This window comes from Duganella sp. CT11-25 (genome assembly GCF_047302815.1).
Classification (GTDB): domain Bacteria; phylum Pseudomonadota; class Gammaproteobacteria; order Burkholderiales; family Burkholderiaceae_D; genus Rugamonas.
Map to the genome: position 1 here is coordinate 5,217,672 of NZ_JBKBFD010000001.1, position 22,954 is coordinate 5,240,625.

Below are 22,954 nucleotides of genomic sequence, written 5' to 3' on the forward strand. Positions count from 1 at the left end.
TGTATGGGAAAACACATTCGGATAAAATTGGAAAATCTGGTCAATCTCTGTAGGATTTATGAACTCTGTCGGATTCACCCTGCATGAATTGGCATGCTTCCTGGCGGTCGCCGAACTGGGCAGTTTTCAAAAGGCCGCGACCAGGCTGCACCGCTCCCATCCCAGCGTGTTTGCCGCCGTCGCCAGCCTTGAGCGCCAGCTGGGGCTGGCGTTGTTCGACCGCGGCGGCTATCGCGTCGCGCTATCCGCCGCCGGCGAGGCCTTCCTCGGCCCGGCCAGGCAGATGCTTGACGGCGCCAGGCGGATGGAAACGCAGGCCAGGCAGATCGCCATGGGAGAGGAAGTCAAGCTGGCGGTGGTGATCGGCGACCTGTGCCCGTTGCCGGCGACGCTGCATTTGCTGCGGCGTTTTTTTGCGCAGTGCCCGGCGACCCGGCTGGACCTGCATTTCGAGGCCCTGTCCGGTCCGTGGGAACGCCTGCAGGGCGGCGAGGCGGACTTGATCTTCCATCACCTCGATCAGGCGGAGATGCGCTTCGACGCCAGGCGATGGCAGCGTGTCCGGCTGGTGCCGGTGGTGGCGCCCGACTTCCTGGACTTTCCGGTCCACGCCGGCATCACGCCGGACATGATGCGGCCCTACGTGCAATGCGTGATACGCGACAGCGCGCGCAACGGCGCCCCGCGCGACTATTTCGTGGTGGACGGCGCCCGCCGCTGCACCGTCGCCGATCAGTTCATGAAGCGCGAGGTGATCCTACAGGGCATGGGATGGGGGCATATGCCGCTGTATCTGGTGGAAGAGGATCTGGCGCGCGGGCGGCTGCTGTCGATGGCGGGCGATCATTTCCGCGAAAGCGAGCTGGAACTGGTCATCGCGCGCCGCCGCGACATCGCCCACGGTCCGGTCGCCAACCGGCTGTGGGAGCACCTGGTGGCCAATCTGCCGTAGATCAGGGGGCGACAGTTTTTTGCAGCTCGGCCTGGAGCTGGGTGCGGACTTTCGGGTCCAGTTTCTGGATCGCCTTGTTCAGCTTGTCGGCGTTTTGCAGGGCCAGCGTCTGTTCCGGCGTCAGCGAGCGCGCTTGCTGGATCACCGGGGCCGGCGGCGGCCTGCTGAACGCGGCCTGGCCGCCCAGCACGATCAGCGCGCTCAAGACGGCGATGCCGGCGGCGGCGGCCAGCAGCCGCAGCTCGCGCGGCGTGACGGCCGGCGTCTGCGTGGCGATGGCGCGCACCGGGGCGGCCGGGGCGGGGGCGTAGCCGGCCGGTTGCGCCGGCGCGGCGGCCACCGCTTCGTTGGTGGCGTCCAGCACCGGCGCCGCTTTGCGGCCGCCCTCGTGCAGCGGCGCCAGCCCGCCGGCCAGGCGCGCCTGCTGCGCCAGCTCCAGCGAGGCGGCGTCGATCAGCGCGACATGGCGCCCGACCGCTTCCTCCAGCACCGCTTCATTCAGCGCGACCAGCGCGAACACCGGATCGTCGATGTCGATCTTGACGCCGGTTTTTTCAAAGACCAGGCTGCGCAGCTTCTGCTGATCCATGGCCGCTTACCACTGCACGTTGTCGAGTTGCTCGAACAGGTCGCGGAACACGACCTTGATGCGCTGCTTTTCCATCACGTTGAATTTGTCGCTTTCCTTGACCTCGTTGGCGGTCAGGCGCGCCGTGTTCATCTTCTTGATGTCGGCGCCGAAGGTGTCGGCGTTGCGCGCCGAGAGCACGATGCGGCCGCGCACCCGCGCCGCGTTGTCGGCATAGGTCTGCGATTCGGTGAATTGCTTGCCCGACGCCGATTGCAGCAGGCCGAAGTGCTCGTTTTCCCACAGCACCAGCGGCACATTGGTCGACTTGGCGGTCGAGACGAAACCCATCGCGGTGTCGTGCAGCGTGTCGCCGCCGCCGACGATAGTGTGTATATAGACCTTGCGGCCCGATTCCTGCAGCAGCGAGAAGCAGTCGTTCTCGATCAGGTAGCCCATCAGCGGCGAGAAGGTGTTGGCGCCGTTGTCGATGACGCAGTTGCCGTCCTGCTCGAGGATGTCGATCATCAGCGCGTCGAAGCGCTTGGGGTCGATGGTGCGGCTGTCCGTCATCACCGGCACATGCTTGACGTCCATCGCCTTGTAGCGCGAGAAGGTCGCATTCTCCTGGTCGGTGTCGTAGCAGCGCAGCGGCTGGTGCTCTTCGCTCACATCCTTGCCCGCGATCCATTGCGCGAGGATGGTGGAGACCAGCGTCTTGCCGATGCCGCCTTTGCCTTGGAGAATAAAATGTACCGTGTTTTGCATCAATTACTCCTGAATCGCTCGAATGCGTCGAGAGTAATTGTTTTGTGGCGGGAAGGCAACCGCCACGCGGCCTTAGTTAATGAACCTTAACAGCCCCTGCAGCGCATGGATCACGGTTTGCTCGCGCACCGCGCGGCGGTCGCCGCTGAACACCAGCCGCTCCGTGTGCACGGTGTCGCCGTTGGCCCAGCCGAAGCACACGGTGCCGACCGGCTTGCCCGGCACCGCGCCGGTCGGGCCGGCGATGCCGGTGGTCGACACAGCCAGGTGGGCGTTGCTGGCGCCGAGCGCGCCGGTCGCCATGGCCGCCGCCACTTCCTCGGAGACGCTGCCCATCTGCGCGATCAGCGCGGCGGAGACGTCCAGCATTTCGGTCTTGGAGGCGTTGGAATAGGTGATGAAGCCGCAGTCGAACCACGCGGTCGAGCCGGCGATTTCCGTGATGGCCTGGGCCACGCCGCCGCCGGTGCACGATTCGGCGGTGGCCAGGATCAAGCCCTTCTCTTGCAGGGCTTTGCCGGCTTGCGCGGCGAGGTCGAGGATGGTGTCGCTGTTGCTGGAACTCATGGGGCTCTCCTTCTGTAGCGGCTGATGGCTTGCTTCCACTGTACCATGCGGTTCGCAATCGATGCCAGTGGCGCGCCGTACATTTGCCAAAACCGCAACTTTCTGAAAAAACATTAGACCGCCGATTTGAAGTTGCGTACACTCATTTCGATTGTGCGGATGTCCCCAACACGCTGCCCAAACACCGCAGCCGTGCGCCGCCAATCGGGCAGCCTGAGTATGCTGCTCTTGACAAGCGGTCCGGAGCGGCCATGACGCCGTTCCCGATAAGACCCCACGGAGGCGCCATGATCAGCCAGACCGACCTGTACCACGCCCGCATCCTGATCGTCGACGATCAGCCGGTCAATGTGGAGTTGCTGGAATTCCTGCTCAACTCCACCGGCTACAAGGCCGTCAGTTCCACCACCGACCCGCGCGTGGTCGCCGGCTGGCACGCCCGCCACCACTACGACCTGATCATCCTCGACCTGCAGATGCCCGGCATGAGCGGCTTCGAAGTGATGGAGGCGCTCAAGCCGCTGGAGACCGACGCCTGGCTGCCGGTGCTGGTGGTCACCGCCCAGCCCGACCACAAGCTGCGCGCCTTCGAGGCCGGCGCGCGCGATTTCGTCAGCAAGCCCTTCGATCCGGTCGAGGTGCTGACGCGCATCCGCAACATGCTGGAGGTGCGCCTGCTGCACCGCGAGGAGCGCCACTACAACGCCCGCCTGGAGCAGACCGTGCGCGAGCGGACCGCCGAGCTGCAGCGCTTCCGCAGCGCGATGGACGCCACCGCCGACGCCATCTTCCTGCTCGACGCCGCCAGCGCCGAGCTGGTCGACGTCAACGACGGCGCCTGCCGCATGCTGGGCTATCCGCGCGCCGAAATGCTGGGCCAGAGCGCCAGCCGGCTGGGCCTGGGCACGCCGGCCGCGCTGCGCGAGCGGGCCGAGCGGCTGGAGGACTACGCCGCCGCCATCGGCCCGGCGCGCGCGCCCGAGCTGGCCGAGCTGGACCTGATGCGGCGCGACATGATCTCGGTGCCGGTGGAAATCTACTGGCAACTGCTGCAGCGCGCCGACCAGCCCACCATCCTGCTGGGCGTGGCGCGCGACATCAGCGAGCGGCGCCAGGCCGACGAGCTGCTGCAGCACATGGCCCACTACGACAGCCTGACCGGCCTGCCCAACCGCACGCTGTTCTACCGCACGCTGGCCGACGCCATCGCGCTGGCGCAGGATAAGGCCTGGCGCATCGTGGTGCTGTTCATCGCGCTGGACCGCTTCAAGAACATCAACGATTCGCTCGGCCACGCCCAGGGCGACGAACTGCTGCGCCAGTTCAGCAACCGGCTGGTGCAGTGCGTGCGCATCCGCGACACCGTGGGCCGCATGGGCGGCGACGAGTTCGCGCTGATCCTGACCATGCCGCGCGACCAGCAGGACGCGGTCCACACCGCCAACGAGGTGCGCGACGCGCTGCGCCAGCCGTTCGACCTGAACGGCCATCCGGCCGTGCTCAGCGCCAGCATCGGCATCGCCATGTACCCGGACGACGCCACCGACCCGGAAACCCTGCTCAAGTACGCCGACACGGCGATGGAGCGCGCCAAGCAGGCCGGGCGCGACGGCTACCGCTTCTTCACCGCCGGCATGAACGTGCAGGTGCTGGCGCGGCTGGACCTGGAGCTGGCGCTGCGCCGCGCGCTCGACAACGACGAGCTGCTGCTGCACTACCAGCCCAAGGTCAACCTGCATACCGGCGCCGTCAGCGGCGTCGAGGCGCTGCTGCGCTGGCAGCGGCCCGGCTTCGGCATGGTGTATCCGGCCGAGTTCGTGCCGGTGCTGGAGGATACCGGCCTGATCGTGCGGGTCGGCGCCTGGATCATCGACGCCGCCTGCCGCCAGATCGGCGACTGGCAGCGCGGCGCCGTGGGCGCGGTGCGGGTGGCGGTCAACGTCGCCAGCCGCCAGTTCGTCGAGGGCGACCTGGAGGAGGTGGTGCGCTCGGCGCTGGCGCGCCACCGGGTGCCGGCCGAGCTGCTGGAACTGGAGTTGACGGAAACCGCGCTGATGTCCAACGCCGAGCGCACCATCACCGTGCTGAGCAACCTGAAGCAGCTCGGCATCAAGGTGGCGATCGACGACTTCGGCACCGGCTATTCGTCGCTGGCCTACCTGCAGCGCTTCCCGATCGACAAGCTGAAGATCGACATCGCCTTCGTGCGCGACATCACCACCAACCCCAACGACGCGGCCATCGCGCAAGCCATCATCAGCATGGCGCACAGCCTCAAGCTGCGGGTGATCGCCGAAGGGGTGGAGACGCGGGCCCAGCTGGAATACCTGCGGCGCAGCCGCTGCGACGAGATCCAGGGCTATTTCTTCAGCCGGCCGCTGGCGCCGGCCGACCTGGGCGCGCTGGTGGAATCGGGCCGCTCGCTGCCGCCGCCGCCGGGCAACGGCGGCCAGCCGGCGCAGACCCTGCTGATCGTCGACGACGACGTCAACGTGCTGGCCTCGCTGCACCGGCTGTTCCGGCGCGACGGCTACCAGATCCTGACGGCGGCCTCGCCGGCCGAGGCGTTCGAGATGCTGGCGCTGCACGCGGTGCAGGTGATCGTGTGCGACCAGCGCATGCCGGCCATGAGCGGCACCGAGTTCCTCAGCAAGGTCAAGGAGATGTACCCGGAAACCATCCGCATCATCCTGTCCGGCTACACCGGGCTGGAGGCGGTGCTGGATTCGATCAACCGCGGCGCCATCTACCGCTTCTACACCAAGCCGTGGGACGACACCCAGCTGCGCGACAACATCCGCCTGGCCTTCCACCACTACTGGCTGATGCACGGCAGCGGCCGCCGCGCGGGCCAGCCGGACGAGGATGCGACCGCGCTGCAGGCGGCGATTCAGGAAGTGAAGTGATCGTAGCTGTCGAGTTGCAGCTGCAGCGGCAGGCCCCGGGCGTCGACCAGGCGCAGGCCCGCCTGCGCGTCGATGACGCCGACCCGCGTGACCGGCGTGGCGACGCTGGCCGCCGCCGCCAGGACGGCCGCGCGCGCGGCGGCCGGGGCGGTGAAGCACAGCTCGTAGTCGTCGCCGCCGGCGGCGCTGTAGGCGCGGCGCAGCGCGGTCTCGCGCGTGGCCAGCACGGCGCCGGCCGGCAGCGCGTCGACATCCAGCGTGGCGCCCACGTCCGACAGTTTTAATATGTGGCCGAGGTCGCCGACCAGGCCGTCCGAGATATCGATGGCGGCGTGGGCGATGCCCTGTTCGGCCAGCAGCGCGCCCAGTTCCACCCGCGGCACCGGCGTGTGCATGCGCGCGGCGGCCGCCTGCAGGGCGGCCGCGTCGAGCGGCCGCTGCAATTCCAGCCGGTAGCCGGCCAGCGCCAGGCGGGCGTCGCCCAGCGTGCCGGAGATCCAGATGTCGTCGCCCGCCTTGGCGGCGCTGCGGCGCAGGGCCTGGCCCGGGCGCAGCTCGCCGAACACGGTGATGCAGATGTTGAGCGGGCCCTTGGTGGTGTCGCCGCCGATCAGCTCGATGTTGAAGGCGTCGGCCAGCGCGAACAAGCCCTGCGAGAAGCCGGCCAGCCAGTCGCGGTCGGCGGCGGGCAGCGCCAGCGCGAGTGTAAAAGCGACGGGCCGCGCGCCCATCGCCGCCAGGTCCGACAGGTTGACCGCCAGCGCCTTGTGGCCCAGCCGTACTGGATCCTCGCCGGCGAAGAAGTGGCGGCCCTCGACCAGCATGTCGGACGAGATCGCCGTCTGCATGCCGGGCGTGGGCGTGATCAGGGCGCAATCGTCGCCGATGCCCAGCGTGGCGCGGGCCGGGCGGTGCGGGCGCTGGAAATATTGCTTGATGAGGTCGAATTCAGAGAGCATGTCGCATTGTAGCGATGAATTCCGCCGGCGGGTCGATGAAAATTATGAATTGCAATTGCAATCCGCATCCTCATAGTGAATGGCAATGGCTCTGCAAAATTGCCTATATGACGGCTATCGATAGGTTAATGCCGCTAAAAACGTCAAAAATTCGGTTTGGCATCGCCACTATCATAAAAAATGCTGATATCCATCATACTCGTTGGTGAAAATACCTACTTATTTGAAAGAATTGGTCTGATAAAATCGTAACCTTTCCGATTGCACAAACAGGAAGGCTGTACAGCATGGATTCGTCATCTGATAAAAAAGAAGAACTTCGTCAACAACTGCGCCTTGCCGCGCTTGAATACCACGAGTGCCCGACGCCCGGCAAAATCAGCGTCACGCCGACCAAGCAACTGACCAACCAGCGCGACCTGGCCCTGGCCTACTCCCCGGGCGTGGCCGCGCCGTGCGAAGAAATCGTCATCGATCCGGCCAACGCCTATAAGTATACGGCGCGCGGCAACCTGGTCGCGGTCATCACCAACGGCACCGCCGTGCTGGGCCTGGGCAACATCGGCCCGCTGGCGGCCAAGCCTGTGATGGAAGGCAAGGGCGTGCTGTTCAAGAAGTTCGCCGGCATCGACGTCTTCGACATCGAAATCAACGAGCAGGATCCGGACAAGCTGGTCGACATCATCGCCGCGCTGGAACCGACCTTCGGCGGCGTCAACCTGGAAGACATCAAGGCGCCGGAGTGCTTCTACATCGAGCGCCAGCTGCGCGACCGCATGAAGATCCCGGTGTTCCATGACGACCAGCACGGCACCGCGATCATCGTCGGCGCCGCCATCCTGAACGGCATCCAGCTGGTCGGCAAGGACATCGCCACCTGCAAGCTGGTGGTGTCGGGCGCCGGCGCCGCCGCGCTGGCCTGCCTGGACCTGATCGTCGACCTCGGCTTCCCGCTGGAAAACATCTACGTCACCGACCTGGCCGGCGTGGTCTACAAGGGCCGCACCGAGCTGATGGACCCGGACAAGGAACGCTTCGCGCGCGACACCTCGGCCCGCACCCTGGCCGAAGTGATCCCGGGCGCCGACATCTTCCTCGGCGTCTCCGCCGGCGGCGTGCTCAAGCAGGACATGGTCAAGGCCATGGCGCCGAACCCGCTGATCCTGGCGCTGGCCAACCCGAATCCGGAAATCCTGCCGGAAGAAGTGCGCGCCGTGCGCGGCGACGCCGTGATCTGCACCGGCCGTTCGGACTATCCGAACCAGGTCAACAACGTGCTGTGCTTCCCGTACATCTTCCGCGGCGCGCTCGACTGCGGCGCCACCACCATCACGCGCGAAATGGAAATCGCCGTGGTGCACGCGATCGCCGAGCTGGCCCACGCCGAGCAGTCGGACATCGTCGCCACCACCTACGGCTTCACCAACCTGTCGTTCGGCCCCGAGTACCTGATCCCGATGCCGTTCGATCCGCGCCTGCTGATCAAGATCGCGCCGGCCGTGGCCAAGGCCGCCGAGGATTCCGGCGTCGCCACCCGTCCGATCAAGGATTTGCAAGCCTACGCCGACAGCCTGCAGCAGTTCGTCTACCGCAGCGGCACCTTCATGAAGCCGCTGTTCCAGGTGGCCAAGAAAACCGCCTCCGACCTCAAGCGCATCGTCTACGCCGAAGGCGAAGAAGAGCGCGTGCTGCGCGCGGTGCAGGTGATCGTCGACGAGAAGCTGGCGCGCCCTATCCTGGTCGGCCGTCCGGCCGTGCTGGAAACCCGCATCACCAAGTTCGGCCTGCGCCTGAAGCACGGCGTCGACTTCGACGTCATCAACCCGGACCACGACGAGCGCTATCGCGACTACTGGCAGGCCTACTACGAGATGACCGCGCGCAAGGGCGTGACGCAGGAGTACGCCAAGCTGGAAATGCGCCGCCGCCACACGCTGATCGGCGCCATGATGATCAAGAAGGGCGACGCCGACGGCATGATCTGCGGCACCTTCGGCACCACCCAGCTGCACCTGCACTACATCGACCAGGTGCTGGGCAAGCGCGAAGGCGCCTGCGTCTACGCCGCGATGAACGTGCTGATCCTGCCCGAGCGCCAGCTGGTGGTGGTCGACACCCACGTCAACGAAAACCCGAACGCCAACGAACTGGCGGCCATCACCGTGATGGCGGCGGAAGAAATGCGCCGCTTCGGCCTGTCGCCGCGCGCGGCGCTGCTGTCGCACTCGAACTTCGGCTCGTCCAACAGCGAATCGGCGCAGAAGATGCGCGCCGCGCTGGAACTGGTCAAGCAGCGCGACCCGACCCTGGAAGTGGACGGCGAGATGCACGGCGACACCGCGCTGGACTCCAAGCTGCGCAACGCCATCATGCCGGGCTCGACCCTGACCGGCGACGCCAACCTGCTGGTGATGCCGAACATCGACGCCGCCAACATCGCCTACAACCTGGTGAAGACGGCGGCCGGCAACGGCATCGCGGTCGGCCCCATCCTGCTCGGCTGCGACAAGGCGGTGCACATCCTGACGCCGTCGGCCACGGTGCGCCGCATCGTCAACATGACCGCGCTGTGCGTGGTCGACGCAGTGGCCCAGCGCAAGGCGTAAGCCAGCCGCAACCCACGGCCAGAGGCCGGACCGGCTCCCCCGCAGGGAGGCGGTCCGGCCTTTTTTCATTGACATTCAGCCAATAAGCTAGTTGTACAAAAGATTCTCCTGTAACAAGATGTAAGTGATGTAATCGGGAGATTTGGTGAGAAGTGCTCAAGTATCGCTCTGTTACAATAGCGGGCTACTCAGACTACCCATGATTTGGATTGTTATTCACCATGCAGAAAACAAAAAAAGCCCTGGTTACGGGCATCACCGGCCAAGATGGCGCCTACCTCGCGGAACTGCTGCTGGAAAAGGGCTATGAAGTCACCGGCACCTACCGCCGCACCAGCTCGGTTAATTTCTGGCGCATTGAAGAACTGGGCATCCAGTCGCACCCGAATCTGAACCTGGTCGAATACGATCTGACCGACCTGGGCTCGAGCATCCGCCTGCTGCAGAACGCGCAGCCGGACGAGGTCTACAACCTGGCGGCGCAAAGCTTTGTCGGCGTCTCCTTCGAACAGCCGGTCACCACCGCGGAAATCACCGGCGTCGGCCCGGTCAACCTGCTGGAGGCGATCCGCATCGTCAATCCGAAGATCCGCTTCTACCAGGCGTCGACCTCGGAAATGTTCGGCAAGGTGCAAGCCGTGCCGCAGAAGGAAGACACCCCGTTCTACCCGCGCAGCCCGTACGGCGTGGCCAAGCTGTACGCCCACTGGATGACCGTGAACTACCGCGAATCCTACGGCATCTTCGGCTGCTCCGGCATCCTGTTCAATCACGAATCGCCGCTGCGCGGCCGTGAATTCGTCACCCGCAAGATCACCGACTCGGTGGCCAAGATCCACCTGGGCCAGCTGGACGTGCTGGAACTGGGCAATATGGACGCCAAGCGCGACTGGGGCTACGCCAAGGAATACGTCGAAGGCATGTGGCGCATCCTGCAGGCCGACCAGCCGGACACCTATGTGCTGGCCACCAACCGCACCGAGACCGTGCGCGACTTCGTCAGCATGGCGTTCAAGGCCGTCGACGTCAGCATCGCCTGGAGCGGCGAGGCCGAGAACGAGATCGGCACCTGCCAGAAAACCGGCAAGGTGCTGGTGCGCGTCAATCCGAAGTTCTACCGTCCGGCGGAAGTGGAACTGCTGATCGGCGACCCGGCGAAAGCGCACAAGGAACTGGGCTGGAAACCGTCCACCACGCTGGAGCAGCTGTGCCAGATGATGGTCGAGGCCGACCTGCGCCGGAACAAAGCCGGTTTCTCTTTCTAAGCAAGGAATCCCCATGGCCGCTGAAGGTTCGGGCAAACGCGCCTTGATTACCGGCTTGTCCGGCTTCACCGGCCGCTATGTCGCGCAAGAGCTGCTCGACGCCGGCTACGAGGTGTTCGGCACCATCACGCCGGGGCACACGCCGCGCGCGGGCCAGTTCGCGGTCGACCTGAACGACCGCGCCGGCCTGGCCGCGATGGTGCGCGAAGTGCAGCCGGACGTGGTGGCGCACCTGGCCGCGATCGCCTTCGTCGGCCACGGCGACGTCGAGCAGATCTACCGCGTCAACGTGGCCGGCACCCGCAACCTGCTGGAGGCGCTGGCCGGGCTGCAGAAAAAACCGTCGGCCGTGCTGCTGGCGTCCAGCGCCAATATCTACGGCAACACCGACGTCGGCGTGATCGGCGAAGAGGTGCCGGCCGCGCCGGCCAACGACTACGCCGTCAGCAAGCTGTCCATGGAATACATGGCGCGCCTGTGGCGGGACCAGCTGCCGTTGATCGTGGTGCGCCCGTTCAACTATACCGGCGTCGGCCAGCACGAGAATTTCCTGCTGCCGAAAATCGTCTCGCATTTCCGCCGCAAGGCCAGCGATATCGAGCTGGGCAACCTGCACGTGTGGCGCGACTTTTCCGATGTGCGGATGGTCGCGTCCAGCTACCGCAAGCTGCTGGCCGCGGCGCCGGCCACGGCCGGCCAGGCCTTCAACATCTGTTCCGGCCACGCCCACTCGCTGGGCGAGGCGCTGGACATGATGGCCGGCATCGCCGGCTACAAGATCAAGGTCCATGTCAATCCGGCCTTCGTGCGCGCCAACGAAGTGGTGCGCCTGGTCGGCGACAACAGCCGCCTGGTGGCCGCCACCGGCCCGCTGGCCGTGGTGCCGCTGGCCGATACGCTGCGCTGGATGTATTCGGCGCCGCATCCGGCATGACCGCGGATCGCGTCCTGCGCGCCGGCCTGTCGACCACGACGGCCGAACCGGCGCTGACCGGCGGCCGCCTCGACGGCCTCGGCGTCTACAGCCGCGCCTTGCTCGACCACCTGCCGCAGGCCGGGGTCGAGGTGCTGCCGTTTTCCTTTGCGCCGCCCGGCGACGCGCGCCGCCTGACGCTGGGGCGCGCGTTGCCGCTGTCGTTTCCGCTGGCGACCCTGGGCGACCTGGTCCTGCCGTCGTCGGTGCACCTGAGCACCCGCGCGGCCCTGGGCAAGGGCGCGGCGCCGCTGGACATCTTCCACGCCACCGACTACCGCATCGTGCGCATGGACTGCCCGGTGGTGGCGACGCTGCACGACGCGCTGCCGGTCTCGCATCCCGAATGGGCCAGCCCCAAGCTGCGCGGCCTGAAGAACTGGCTGCAGGCCAAGGCCGCGCGCAAGGCGCAGCATGTGATCACCGGCTCGCACTACTCGATCCGCGAGCTGGTCGAATGCTTCGGCGTCGACCAGCGCCGGATCAGCGTGGTGCACCACGGCGTGGCCGCGCACTGGTTCGACGCGCCGTCGGCCGAGGCGCGCGACGCCACGCTGGCGCAGTACCAGCTGCAGGCCGGTTACTTCCTGTTTGTCGGCACGCTGCAGCCGCGCAAGAACGTCGAGCGCCTGCTGGACGCCTACCTGGCCTTGCCGCCGGTGCTGCGCTCGGCGCGCCAGCTGGTGATCGTCGGCGCGCCGGGCTGGCGCAGCGAAGCGCTGGTCCAGCGCATCCAGGCCGCGCGCCAGCACGGCGAAAACGTCATCTGGCTGGACCAGCTGACCGACGACGGCCAGTTGCGCCAGCTGTACGCCGGCGCCGGCGCGTTTGTGTTCCCGTCGCTGCACGAGGGCTTCGGCCTGCCGCTGGTGGAGGCCTTCGCCAGCGGCGTGCCGGTCGCCTGTTCCAACACCACCTCGCTGCCGGAAGTGGCGCAGGGCGCGGCGCTGGAATTCGATCCGCTGTCGGTGGCGGACATCACCGCCGCCATGACCACGCTGGCGCGCGACGATGCCGTGCGCGCGCGCTGCATCGCCGCCGGCCGCCGCCGCGCGCTTGAACTGACATGGGACGAAGCGGCTCGCCGCACCGTCGCCGTGTATCATGAAGTACTGTCTCACTGAAGCCTAGCCATGCGTGTCCTCCATTTCTACAAGACCTATTATCCCGACACCTGGGGCGGTATCGAGCAAGTGATACGCCAGCTGTGCGTCGGCACGGGCCGCCTCGGCGTCACCAACGAAGTGCTGACCCTGACGCCCGACAAGACGGGGCCGCGCGAGATCGAATTCGAAGGCCATACCGTGCACCGCGTGCCGCTGGACTTCGAGATCGCCTCGACCGGCTTCTCGTTCGCGGCGATCCGCAAGCTGGCGCAGCTGGCGCGCCATGCCGATGTGATCCACTACCACTTCCCGTGGCCGTTCATGGACATGGCGCACTTCCTGGCGCGCATCGACAAGCCGAGCGTGGTGACCTACCATTCGGACATCGTGCGCCAGAAGAATCTGCTGCGCGTCTACAGCCCGCTCAAGCGCCGCTTCCTGGACAGCGTCGACACGGTGGTGGCGACCTCGCCCAACTACCTGGCCTCGTCGCCGGTGCTCAAGCGCTTCGAGCACAAGACCCGCACCATCACCTACGGCCTGGATAAATCGATCTACGCCAGGCCGTCGCAGGCGGTCAAGGACAAATGGCGCGCGCTGTGCGGCGAGCGCTTCTTCCTGTTCGTCGGCGTGCTGCGCTACTACAAGGGCCTGCACATCCTGCTCGACGCCATGGCCAATGTCGACTATCCGGTGGTGATCGTCGGCGCCGGCCCGATCGAGCAGGAACTCAAGGAGCACGCCGCGCGCCTGGGCCTGACGCACGTGATGTTCCTGGGCGCGGTGGAAGAGGAAGACAAGGCGGCGCTGCTGGAGCTGTGCTACGCCATGGCCTTCCCGTCGCACCTGCGCTCGGAGGCGTTCGGCATCTCGCTGCTGGAAGGGGCGATGTACGGCAAGCCGATGATCTCCAGCGAGATCGGCACCGGCACCACCTACATCAACATCGACAACGAGACCGGGCTGGTGGTGCCGCCGGACGATGCGGAGGCCTTCGGCGCCGCCATGCGCACCCTGTGGGAGCAGCCGGAACGCGCCGCCGAGATGGGCCGCCGCGCCGAGGCGCGCTACTGGGAACTGTTCACCGCCGAGAAAATGGCGCGCAACTATCACGCCCTCTATCTTGAGCTCGCCGCCCGGCACGCCGGCAAGCGCGCCGGCGCGCGTGAGCGGACTGTTTGATCTGGCGCAAATCTTTCTAGCAAGTTATCGCTATCATGGTCGTCGGACTCCGCGCTTTGCCGACGGTCAAACAAGATGGCGCCACCAAGATGCGCCACCCGCTGTGTGACGCAACGACGCCGTCAGGGCGGGAGTTCACCTTCAAGGTAGAATACGGCCATCACACTCATGATGGAGAATCGCGTGCGCTGCCTGGTCATCGAAGATGAAGCCGAAACCTCGAACTACATCTGCAAGGGCCTGCGCGAAGCGGGCTACCTGGTCACCGCGGCCGCCACCGGCCCCGACGGACTCGATTACGCCACCAGCGAGGACTGGGACATCATCATCCTCGACCGCATGCTGCCGGGCCGCATCGACGGCCTGTCCATCGTCGACAAGCTGCGCGCGCTGGGCAAGCAGACCCCGGTCATCATCGTCAGCGCGCTGACCACCATCGACGCCCGCGTGACGGGCCTGCGCGGCGGCGCCGACGATTATCTGTCCAAGCCGTTCGCCTTTTCCGAACTGCAGGCGCGGGTGGAGGCGCTGCTGCGCCGCAGCGCGCCCGGCGCCGACAGCACGCAGCTGCAGGTGGCCGACCTGAAGCTGGACCTGCGCACGCTGCGCGTCACGCGCGGCAGCAAGGTCATCACGCTGCAGCCGCGCGAATACCGCCTGCTGGAATACCTGATGCGCAACGAGAACCAGGTGGTGACCCGCACCATGCTGCTCGAATCGGTGTGGGACTACCACTTCGACCCGCAGACCAATGTGATCGACGTCCAGATCAGCCGCCTGCGCGCCAAGGTCGACAAGGACTTCCCGGTGATGCTGATCCACACGCTGCGCGGCGTCGGCTACCGCATGGGCGCGACGCCGCCCGACGAGTCGGAGCTGCCGCTTGCTTAAGGTGCCGTCGCTGCTGCGCACCTCGATCGCCGCCAAGCTGGTGCTGGGCTACGGCCTGCTGGGCATGGCCTCGATCGCGGCGGTGTCGGCGGTGTTCTACACCGGCACCATCGGCGTGCTCGACCAGAATATCGACGGCAAGATCGTGGCGCAGTCGGACCGGCTGCTGGAGCAGGTGGGCGACGGCCGCCGCGCCGCGCTGCAGGCGGAGATCGGGCGCCTGCTGGGCGACGGCGTCGACAGCGACCGCGAAATCTTCCAGCTGCTCGACGAATACGGCAAGCCGCTGGCCGGCAACCTCGGTTCCTGGCCGCCGATCGACGACGGCGACGACGAGCTGGCGACATCGACGGTGATGCGCAACGGCCGCAACGCGCCGGCGCGCCTGTATCTGCGGCCGCTGGCGACGGGCGGCGTACTGATCGTCGGCCGCGACCTGAGCGAAGAGGAGGCGGTGCGCGACGTCATCTGGCGCGCGCTGCTGGCCGGCGCCTGCGTCTCGCTGATGCTGACGATAGGCGGCGCCATGCTGTTCCGGCGCAGCATAGAGGGGCGCCTGGGCGAGATCCGCCGCACGGCGGCGCAGATCGAGGCGGGCGACCTGAGTCCGCGCATCCCGGTCACCGGCAACGACGAATTCGCGCTGCTCAACCGCGACATCAACCGCATGCTGGACCGGATCGAACTGCTGATGGAAGGCATACGCCATGTGTCCAACGCCATCGCCCACGACCTGCGCACGCCGCTGAGCCGCATCCGCGGCCGGCTGGACGACGCGCTGCGCCACGAGATGACGGTGCCGCGCCTGTCCGGCGCCGCGCACGACGCCATCGACGATATCGACGACCTGATACGCCTGTTCGAGCGCCTGCTGCAGATCGCCGAGGCGGAATCGGGCGTGCGCGCGCGCCTGTTCGAGCGGCTGGACCTGGGCCGCGTGGTGGCCGACATCGGCGAGATGTACGAGGCCATCGCCGAGGACAGCGGCATCGCGCTGGCGGTCGACGCGCCGGACGCGCTGTTGGTCGACGGCGACCGCAACCTGCTGGCCAGCGCCGTCGCCAGCCTGCTGGACAACGCCATCAAATATGCCGGCGCGGGGGCGGCGATCCGCGTGCGCGCCGGCCTGCATCGCGGCCAGGCCTCGATCTCCGTGCACGACAACGGCCCCGGCATCCCGGACGGGGAGCGCGACAAGGTGACGCAGCGCTTCTACCGCCTGGACAAGAGCCGCCACTTGCCGGGCAACGGCCTGGGGCTGGCCATCGTCAGCGCCACCGCCACCTCGCACGGCGGCGCGCTGGTGCTGGAGGATGCGGCGCCGGGGCTGATCGCGCGCATCGTGCTGCCGCTGGCGCCGGCCTGACGAGCGCTGGAAAGCTCCGGCTATCCGATCCGTAATGTGACCGCAAGCTTGTGGAAAGCCACGCGGTCCTATGATGGACCGATACCTTCCGGCTCTCCACATCATGCACGATTTAAGCGACATCGCCCACTGGCTGCAGCACCATCCCATCCACCATGACTCGGCGGTGCACAGCACGCTGCCCGATCCCTCCTTCGTGACGCGGGGCGAGACGGTGGTTTCCTTCAGCACCAACAACTACCTGGCGCTGGCCAACCATCCACGCCTGGTGGCGGCGGCCAAGCAGGGACTGGACCGCTACGGCGTCGGCAACTGCGAGTCGCGCCTGCTGGGCGGCGACCTGGAAGTTTACCGCGAGCTGGAACGCCGCCTCGGCGCCCTCAAGCACAAGAGCGACGCGGTGCTGTTCGTCACCGGCTACATGGCCAACATCGGCGTGCTGTCGTCGATCGTCAAGGCGGCCACGCTGGCGCGCCTGCACGGCTTCCGCGCGAAGAAGCGCCGCAAGTACGCCTACTACTCGGACGAGTTCAATCACATCTCGATCCGCGAGGGCATACAGATGTCCGGCGCGCTGCGCTACAACTACCGGCATTGCGACATGGACCACCTGGAGTCGCTGCTGCGGGCCGGCGCCGACGACGGCGTCACCCCGATCATCGTCAGCGACGGCGTGTTCAGCATGGAAGGCACGATCGCGCCGCTGCCGGAACTGGCGGCGCTGGCCGAGCGCTTCGACGCGCTGCTCTACATCGACGACGCCCACGCCACCGGCATCCTCGGCGCCAACGGCGGCGGCACCTCCGAGCACTTCGACTGCTACAGCCCGAACATCATGCAGATGGGGACCCTGAGCAAGGCGCTCGGCTCCATCGGCGGCTTCGTCGCCGTCGAGAAGGAGGTGGCGGACGTGATACGGCTGACCAGCTCCGCCTACGGCTTCACCTGCCCGCCGCCGCCGGACCAGGCGGCGGCGCTGCTGGCGGCCTTGGATTTATTGGAAGAGGAACCGCAGCGCCGCCAGCGCCTGTGGGACAACCAGCGCTACTTCATCGAGCGCATGCAACCGCTGGGCTACACCATCATCTCGACCACCACGCCCATCCTGCCGGTGCTGATCGGCGATGCCGAGACCTGCCAGCGCTATGCGATCACGCTGCGCCGCGAAGGCATCCACGTCGATGCGATCCAGTTCCCGGCGGCGCCGGTGGGGCAGGCGCGCCTGCGCTTCATGATGAACGCCGGCCACACCAGGGCGCAGATCGACCACGTGGTCAGCGTCATGGCGCGGCTGGCCGGACGCGGCGACCGGCTGGCGGCGTAGCGGCCACTAACGCTCTGCCCAGCGCTCCTTGACTTCAAGCAGCGCGGGCATCTGTTTCAGGAACAGGTCGACCAGGCGCGGCTCGAAATGCTTGCCGCGCTGCTGTTCCAGGTACTCGACCGCCTTCTCCAGCGGCCACGCCTGCTTGTAGGGGCGGGCCGAGGTCAGCGCGTCGAACACGTCGGCGATCGCCACGATGCGGCCGACCAGCGGAATCTCCTCGCCGGCCAGGCCGTTCGGATAGCCGCTGCCGTCCCATTTTTCGTGGTGCGTGACGGCCAGCGCGTGCGCCATCGCCAGCATGCCGCTGGCGTGCCGGCCGATGATGTCGCCGCCGATCGTGGCGTGCGACTGCATCACCTTCCATTCATCCGCGTCGAGCGGCCCGGGCTTGCGCAAGATGCTGTCCGGGATGCCGATCTTGCCGACATCGTGCATCGGCGCCGCGTGCAGCAGGTCGTCGGCCTCGCTCTCGGTCATGCCGAGCGCCAGGCCGAGGATGCGCGAGTAGTGGCTCATGCGGATCACGTGCAGGCCGGTTTCGTTGTCCTTGTATTCGGCGGCGAGGCCGAGGCGCTGGACGATTTCCAGGCGCGTGCGTTTCAGTTCGTCGATGTTCACCAGCGACAGGTGGGTGCGCACGCGCGCCCGCACGATGGGCGGGCTGACCGGCTTGGTGATGTAGTCGACCGCGCCGGCCTCGAAGCCGACCACTTCGTCGGACGATTCGCTCAAGGCGGTGACGAAGATCACGGGTATCGCGGCGGTGGCCGGGTCGGCCTTCAGTTTGGCGCAGGTTTCGTAGCCCGTCATGCCGGGCATCATGACGTCGAGCAGGATCAGCTGCGGCTGTTCCTGGCGCGCCAGCTCCAGCGCGCGCGGGCCGTCCTTGGCGAACAGCAGGCGGTACTGGTCCTGCAGGATATGGCGCAGCAGTTGCAGGTTGCTGGCTTCGTCGTCAACCGCCAGGATCAGCGGCTGGTTGGGTTGGTGTGCGGTTGTCATGGGTTCTCCGTGGCCAGGCTGGCCAGCAACTCCTGCAGCGCGCCTTGCGCCAGCGGGAAGTCGAAATCGTTCAGGGCGTTCTGCAGTCCGGCCAGTTGCTGCGTTTGCGCGGCCGGGGCGCCGGCCAGGCTGGACGCCAGCGCCGCCAGCCTGGCGTCGTCCAGCGCGCCGCGTTGCAGCGATGGTAGCAGAGCCGACGCTTTCTGGCGCGCGGCTGCCGGATCGTAGGCCGCGCCGCCGCTGCCCGCCGCGCCGTCGCCGGCCGGACCGCCAGCGCGCGGATCGGCGCCCGCGCCGCCGGCCGCTGCCAGGCCGGCCGGCGCTGCGGCGGCGTGAATCGCGCTGAGCGCCGCGTCCAGCTGCGCGGTCAGCGTGCGCTGGGCCTGCGTCAGCTCGGCGTTCAGCGTGGCGCCGTCGCGCTGCGGCGAGCCGCATAGTTTTTCAATCTGTCCCAGCGTGACGGTGATCTGCTCCAGTCCCAGGTTGGCGGCCACGCCGCGTATCTTGTGGCACCACGCCTGCGCATCGTCCAGCCGCGCGTCGCTGCTGGACGCCAGCAGCTTGCCCAGCGTGGTGGCGGCGCCGCTGTAGTCGGCGGCGAAGCGGTGCAGCGCCTGCTGATACACGGCCTCCTGCCCGGACCATCGCTGCAGGCCGGCCTTCTGGTTCAGCACGCGCTGGCGCGGCGGCGCATCGGCCGCCGGCGAGGTCGATTCGAGCACCGGCAGATACAGCACGCGCGCGATCTCGTGCGACAGCGAATGCCAGTCCACCGGCTTGGTCGCGAAGCCCTGCATGCCCGCCGCCGCGCTGGCCTCGCGGTGCGCCGCCAGCACGCTGGCGGTCATCGCCACGATGGGCAGGGCCCGCGCCTGCGTCGCCTGCTCGCGCGCGCGGATCGCGCGGGTCGCTTCCAGGCCGTCCATCTGCGGCATCTGCACGTCCATCAGGACCACGTCGTAGCGCTGCCCGGCCGACATGCGCACCGCTTGCGCGCCGTCCGCCGCGGTATCGAGCGTGTGGCCGCGCTTGGCCAGCAGCAGCGACAGCAGCTCCAGGTTCTGCGGCACGTCGTCGGCCGCCAGGATGTGCAGCGGCGGCAGCGGATAGTCGCTGCGCTCGCCGCTGTGCGACGGGGCGTTGCGGGCCGGTTCCAGCGGCAGCGTCACATGGAAGGTGGTGCCTGCGCCGGGCGCGCTCTCGGCCCAGATCTTGCCGCCCATGAGGGCCACCAACTGGCGGCTGATGGTGGTGCCCAGGCCGGTGCCGCCGAAGCGCCGCGTCATCGAGGCGTCGGCCTGGGTGAACGGATCGAAGATCGCGTCCAGCCGCTCCGGCGCGATGCCGATGCCGGTGTCCTGCACGGCGATGTGCAACTGCCCCTGCCGCACGCCGGCGTGCAGGCCGACCTTGCCGGCGGCGGTGAACTTGATCGCGTTGTCCAGCAGGTTGCCGAGGATCTGGCGCATGCGCAGCTCGTCGCCATGCAGCCAGGCCGGCAGCGCCGGGTCGTAGACGATGTCGATGCTCAGCCCCTTGCTGCGGGCGTTGCTGCCGAAGGTGGAGGCCAGTTCGTCGATCAGTCCGAGCAGGCTGTAGTCGTCCGGCTCCAGTTCCACCGCGCCCTTGTCCAGCTTGGCGGTGTCGAGGATCTCGTTGAGCAGGCGCAGCAGCGAACGGCCTTCCTTGCGCACCGTGTCGAGGTGGCGGCGCTGGCTGGCATCGAGGTCGGTATCGAGCAGCACGTCGGTGAAGCCGAGGATGGCGTTCATCGGCGTGCGGATTTCGTGGCTCATGTTGGCGACGAAGCTGGCGCGCGCCGCCGCCGCCTGCTCCGCCTTCTCCTTGGCCTGGCGCAGTTCCTGTTCCATCTGGCGGCGTTCGCTGATGTCGAGGATCACGCCGTCGATCCAGCGGATATCCGGATCGCTTTCGTCCTGCGTGACGGCGCCGTGCTCCCACATCGCGCGCACGCTGCCGTCGGCATGCTGCAAGCGGTACTCGACCTGGTAGGCCGACAGCTCGGCCACGCTGCGGGCGATTTCGGCCGCGACGCCGGCGCGGTCTTCCTCGCAGATCAAGCCGCCCAGCGTGCGGGTGCGCCGCGCGCCGACGAAATCGCTGGCCGGGTAGCCGGCCAGGCGCTCGATGCCGTCGCTGACGAACACCGGCGGCGCATCGAAGGCCATGCTGCTGCGGAAGGAGATGCCGGGGATGTTGCCGATCAGCGAGCGGAATTGCTGCTCGCTGTCGCGCAGCGCCTGCATGATGGCGCGCCGTTCGCTGATGTCGGTGACGAACAGCACGAACAGGTCGCGCTCGGCCAGCTTGGCGTGGCCCAGCGCGCGCCGGATCGGCACCGTGCTGCCGTCCTTGCGCACGGCGATCACTTCGCTGCCCTTGCCGGGGATGGCGTCGTTCTCGGTGCGCAGGTAGTTGAGCAGGCCGTCGCGTTCGGAACGCGCGGTGTCGTCCATCAGCAGGCGGATATTGCGGCCGACGATCTCGCCGCGGGTCCAGCCGAAGATGCGCTCGGCCGAGGCGTTGAATTCGTGGATCACGCCGTCGCGGTCGACCGTGACGACGCCGTCGACGGTGGTGGTGAGCAGGGCGCGCATCCAGCTCTCGCTCTCGCCCTGCTGGCGGAACAGTTCGCGGTAGCGCAGCAGGCCGTTGGCCGACATCACGAGGATGGTGAAGGCGACCGTGATCAGGGTGATGGCCAGCGCCAGGAAGGTGCTGCTCTGGCCCGGCGCGGCGTTGGGTGGCAGTTCGCCGACGAAGCGCGCCGCCGCCATGCCGGTGTAGTGCATGCCGGCGATGGCGCAGCCCATGACGCTGGCGCTGATCAGACCCCGCACGCGCTGGGGCAGGTGGATGCGCAGCGAGCGCAGGCCGAAGCGGATCCAGATCGCCAGCGTGGCCAGCACCACCGCGACGATGATGGAGAGGCCGAACATCGGCGCGTCGTAGCGCAGGTCCAGCGCCATGCGCATGGCGGCCATGCCGGTGTAGTGCATGGCGCCGATGCCGGCGCCGACCAGCACGCCGCCGGTCAGCAGCGAGACGCTGCTCAGGCGCTTGCGGCTGATGATGGCGAGCGCGACATAGGAGGCGCCCAGGCTGGGCAGCACCGACAGCAGCGTGATGTCGCGGTCGTAGTCGATGTCGGTGCACAGGTTGAACGCCAACATGCCGATGAAGTGCATGGCCCACACGCCGCAGCCCAGCGACAGGCTGCCGCTGCCCAGCATGATGGCGCGCAGTCCGCGCGTGGTGGCCGCCTGCGCCTGGCCGACCACTTGCAATCCCATCCATGATGAGAATATGGCAACCAGGATGGAGAGCAGTACCAGCGACGGCGTGTAGCTGCCGTAGTGAATCAGGGCCAGATTGTCCGGCGGTGAGAAAAGTTCCATCATATTGGGATTCTGCTGGTGTAGCGGTGCAGAAACCTTATCACAAAAAAAGCCGCCGGCCTGAACGCGATCAAGATCGCGCCCGGCGTCTGCGGCTTTTTTGCATTAACGGCTGGTCAGGACTTGGCGAATGCCAGGAAGTCGGCGTTGAACTTGTCCTTGTGCGTATCGGTCAGGCCGTGCGGCGCACCCGGGTAGATGATCAGCTTGGCATGCTTGACGATGGCGGCCGAAGCCTTGCCCGCCGCATCGATCGGCACGATCTGGTCGTCGTCGCCGTGGATGATCAGGGTCGGCTTGTCGAATTTTTTCAGATCGTCGCGGAAGTCGGTTTCCGAGAAGGCCTTGATCGAGTCATAAGTGTTTTTATGACCGCCCTGCATGCCTTGCGCGTACCACGCATCGATGATGCCTTGCGACGGCTTGGCGCCCGGACGGTTGTAGCCGTAGAACGGACCGGAGGCGATGTCCAGGTAGAGCTGCGCGCGGTTGGCGACCGAGCCGGCGCGGATGCCGTCGAATACGGCGATCGGCAAGCCACCCGGGTTGGTGTCGGTTTTCAGCATCAGCGGCGGCACCGCCGAGATCAGGCCCAGCTTGGCGATGCGCTTGGTGCCGTGGCGGCCCACATAGCGCGCCACTTCGCCGCCGCCGGTCGAGAAGCCGGCCAGGATGATGTTCTTCAGGTCCAGCGCTTCGATCAGCTGCGCCAGGTCGTCGGCGTAGTGGTCCATGTCGTTGCCGTCCCACGGCTGGCTCGAACGGCCGTGGCCGCGACGGTCGTGGGTGACGACGCGGAAGCCGTTGTTCGCCAGGTGGAAGGCTGCCGATTCCCAGCTGTCGGCGTTCAGCGGCCAGCCGTGACTCAGCACCACCGGCTGGCCGCTGCGCGGACCCCAATCCTTATAGTAGATCTCGACGCCGTCGCGGGTGGTGATGGTGCTGACGGTTTTCTGCGCCTTGCCGGCGGTGGCGGCTGCGGCTTCGGTGCTGACGGCGGCCAGCGCGGTGGCGGCGGCGGCGACTGCGCTGCCGACCATGGCGGAGCGGCGGGATGGGTTGATTTGCTCGGTCATGTGGTTCTCCTGGTATGGGTT

Annotated in this window: 17 protein-coding genes; 10 read left to right on the plus strand and 7 right to left on the minus strand. The window is 67.2% G+C overall.

Annotated features, from left to right (window positions below):
• Window positions 1-58 precede the first annotated feature (58 nt).
• The gene (locus ACEN9F_RS22475; protein ID WP_413423499.1) at window positions 59-952 is read left to right on the plus strand and encodes a LysR family transcriptional regulator; all 894 of its coding nucleotides are present in this window, start codon (window positions 59-61) and stop codon (window positions 950-952) included.
• A 1-nt stretch (window position 953) separates the two neighbouring features.
• On the opposite strand, the gene ACEN9F_RS22480 is transcribed toward ACEN9F_RS22475, so the two are convergent.
• The 3 genes from ACEN9F_RS22480 to ACEN9F_RS22490 form a co-directional block, all read right to left on the minus strand.
• On the minus strand, window positions 954-1,541 hold the full coding sequence (locus ACEN9F_RS22480) for a hypothetical protein (protein WP_413423501.1): 588 nt from the start codon (window positions 1,539-1,541) through the stop codon (window positions 954-956).
• 6 nt (window positions 1,542-1,547) lie between these two features.
• The gene (locus tag ACEN9F_RS22485; RefSeq protein ID WP_413423503.1) at window positions 1,548-2,288 is read right to left on the minus strand and encodes a hypothetical protein; all 741 of its coding nucleotides are present in this window, start codon (window positions 2,286-2,288) and stop codon (window positions 1,548-1,550) included.
• Between the two features lie 72 nt (window positions 2,289-2,360).
• On the minus strand, window positions 2,361-2,855 hold the full coding sequence (locus ACEN9F_RS22490; protein ID WP_413423505.1) for a CinA family protein: 495 nt from the start codon (window positions 2,853-2,855) through the stop codon (window positions 2,361-2,363).
• A gap of 287 nt (window positions 2,856-3,142) precedes the next feature.
• Here ACEN9F_RS22490 and ACEN9F_RS22495 point away from each other — a divergent pair, with 287 nt between their 5' ends.
• Window positions 3,143-5,761, plus strand: a complete 2,619-nt coding sequence (locus ACEN9F_RS22495) for an EAL domain-containing protein (protein ID WP_413423507.1) — start codon at window positions 3,143-3,145, stop codon at window positions 5,759-5,761.
• Here ACEN9F_RS22495 and thiL read toward each other — a convergent pair.
• Window positions 5,746-6,720 (minus strand): thiamine-phosphate kinase, encoded by a 975-nt coding sequence (gene thiL / locus ACEN9F_RS22500; RefSeq protein WP_413423509.1) that lies wholly within the window; start codon window positions 6,718-6,720, stop codon window positions 5,746-5,748. The genes ACEN9F_RS22495 and thiL overlap by 16 nt on opposite strands.
• 287 nt (window positions 6,721-7,007) lie before the next feature.
• Here thiL and ACEN9F_RS22505 point away from each other — a divergent pair, with 287 nt between their 5' ends.
• The 8 genes from ACEN9F_RS22505 to ACEN9F_RS22540 all read left to right on the plus strand — a co-directional run bounded on the left by ACEN9F_RS22505 (window position 7,008) and on the right by ACEN9F_RS22540 (window position 17,433).
• The gene (locus ACEN9F_RS22505) at window positions 7,008-9,326 is read left to right on the plus strand and encodes an NADP-dependent malic enzyme (protein ID WP_413423511.1); all 2,319 of its coding nucleotides are present in this window, start codon (window positions 7,008-7,010) and stop codon (window positions 9,324-9,326) included.
• Window positions 9,327-9,547: 221 nt separating this feature from the next.
• Window positions 9,548-10,591: a GDP-mannose 4,6-dehydratase gene (gene gmd, locus ACEN9F_RS22510; protein ID WP_413423513.1), complete on the plus strand. Its 1,044-nt coding sequence runs from the start codon at window positions 9,548-9,550 to the stop codon at window positions 10,589-10,591.
• Window positions 10,592-10,604: 13 nt separating this feature from the next.
• Entirely contained in the window at window positions 10,605-11,525 is a 921-nt protein-coding gene (locus ACEN9F_RS22515) for a GDP-mannose 4,6-dehydratase (protein WP_413423515.1), read from the plus strand.
• A complete protein-coding gene (locus ACEN9F_RS22520) occupies window positions 11,522-12,688 on the plus strand; it encodes a glycosyltransferase family 4 protein (RefSeq protein WP_413423517.1) in 1,167 nt (388 codons plus the stop codon). Before ACEN9F_RS22515 ends, ACEN9F_RS22520 begins: the two co-directional genes overlap by 4 nt.
• 9 nt (window positions 12,689-12,697) lie before the next feature.
• The gene (locus ACEN9F_RS22525; RefSeq protein ID WP_413423519.1) at window positions 12,698-13,852 is read left to right on the plus strand and encodes a glycosyltransferase family 4 protein; all 1,155 of its coding nucleotides are present in this window, start codon (window positions 12,698-12,700) and stop codon (window positions 13,850-13,852) included.
• Between the two features lie 171 nt (window positions 13,853-14,023).
• A complete protein-coding gene (locus tag ACEN9F_RS22530) occupies window positions 14,024-14,743 on the plus strand; it encodes a winged helix-turn-helix domain-containing protein (RefSeq protein ID WP_413427143.1) in 720 nt (239 codons plus the stop codon).
• A 1-nt stretch (window position 14,744) separates the two neighbouring features.
• Window positions 14,745-16,109 (plus strand): ATP-binding protein, encoded by a 1,365-nt coding sequence (locus ACEN9F_RS22535; RefSeq protein WP_413427145.1) that lies wholly within the window; start codon window positions 14,745-14,747, stop codon window positions 16,107-16,109.
• A gap of 103 nt (window positions 16,110-16,212) precedes the next feature.
• Window positions 16,213-17,433 carry an aminotransferase class I/II-fold pyridoxal phosphate-dependent enzyme gene (locus ACEN9F_RS22540; protein ID WP_413423521.1) on the plus strand — a complete coding sequence of 407 codons (1,221 nt, stop codon included), beginning with the start codon at window positions 16,213-16,215 and terminating at the stop codon, window positions 17,431-17,433.
• Window positions 17,434-17,439: 6 nt separating this feature from the next.
• Here the strand turns inward: ACEN9F_RS22540 and ACEN9F_RS22545 are convergent, their stop codons facing one another.
• From ACEN9F_RS22545 to ACEN9F_RS22555, 3 genes are all read right to left on the minus strand, one after another.
• Window positions 17,440-18,438 (minus strand): two-component system response regulator, encoded by a 999-nt coding sequence (locus ACEN9F_RS22545; protein ID WP_413423523.1) that lies wholly within the window; start codon window positions 18,436-18,438, stop codon window positions 17,440-17,442.
• Window positions 18,435-21,860 carry an MHYT domain-containing protein gene (locus ACEN9F_RS22550; protein WP_413423525.1) on the minus strand — a complete coding sequence of 1,142 codons (3,426 nt, stop codon included), beginning with the start codon at window positions 21,858-21,860 and terminating at the stop codon, window positions 18,435-18,437. The genes ACEN9F_RS22545 and ACEN9F_RS22550 overlap by 4 nt, the downstream gene beginning before the upstream one ends.
• Before the next feature lie 113 nt (window positions 21,861-21,973).
• On the minus strand, window positions 21,974-22,933 hold the full coding sequence (locus tag ACEN9F_RS22555) for an alpha/beta fold hydrolase (RefSeq protein WP_413423527.1): 960 nt from the start codon (window positions 22,931-22,933) through the stop codon (window positions 21,974-21,976).
• Window positions 22,934-22,954: the final 21 nt, after the last annotated feature.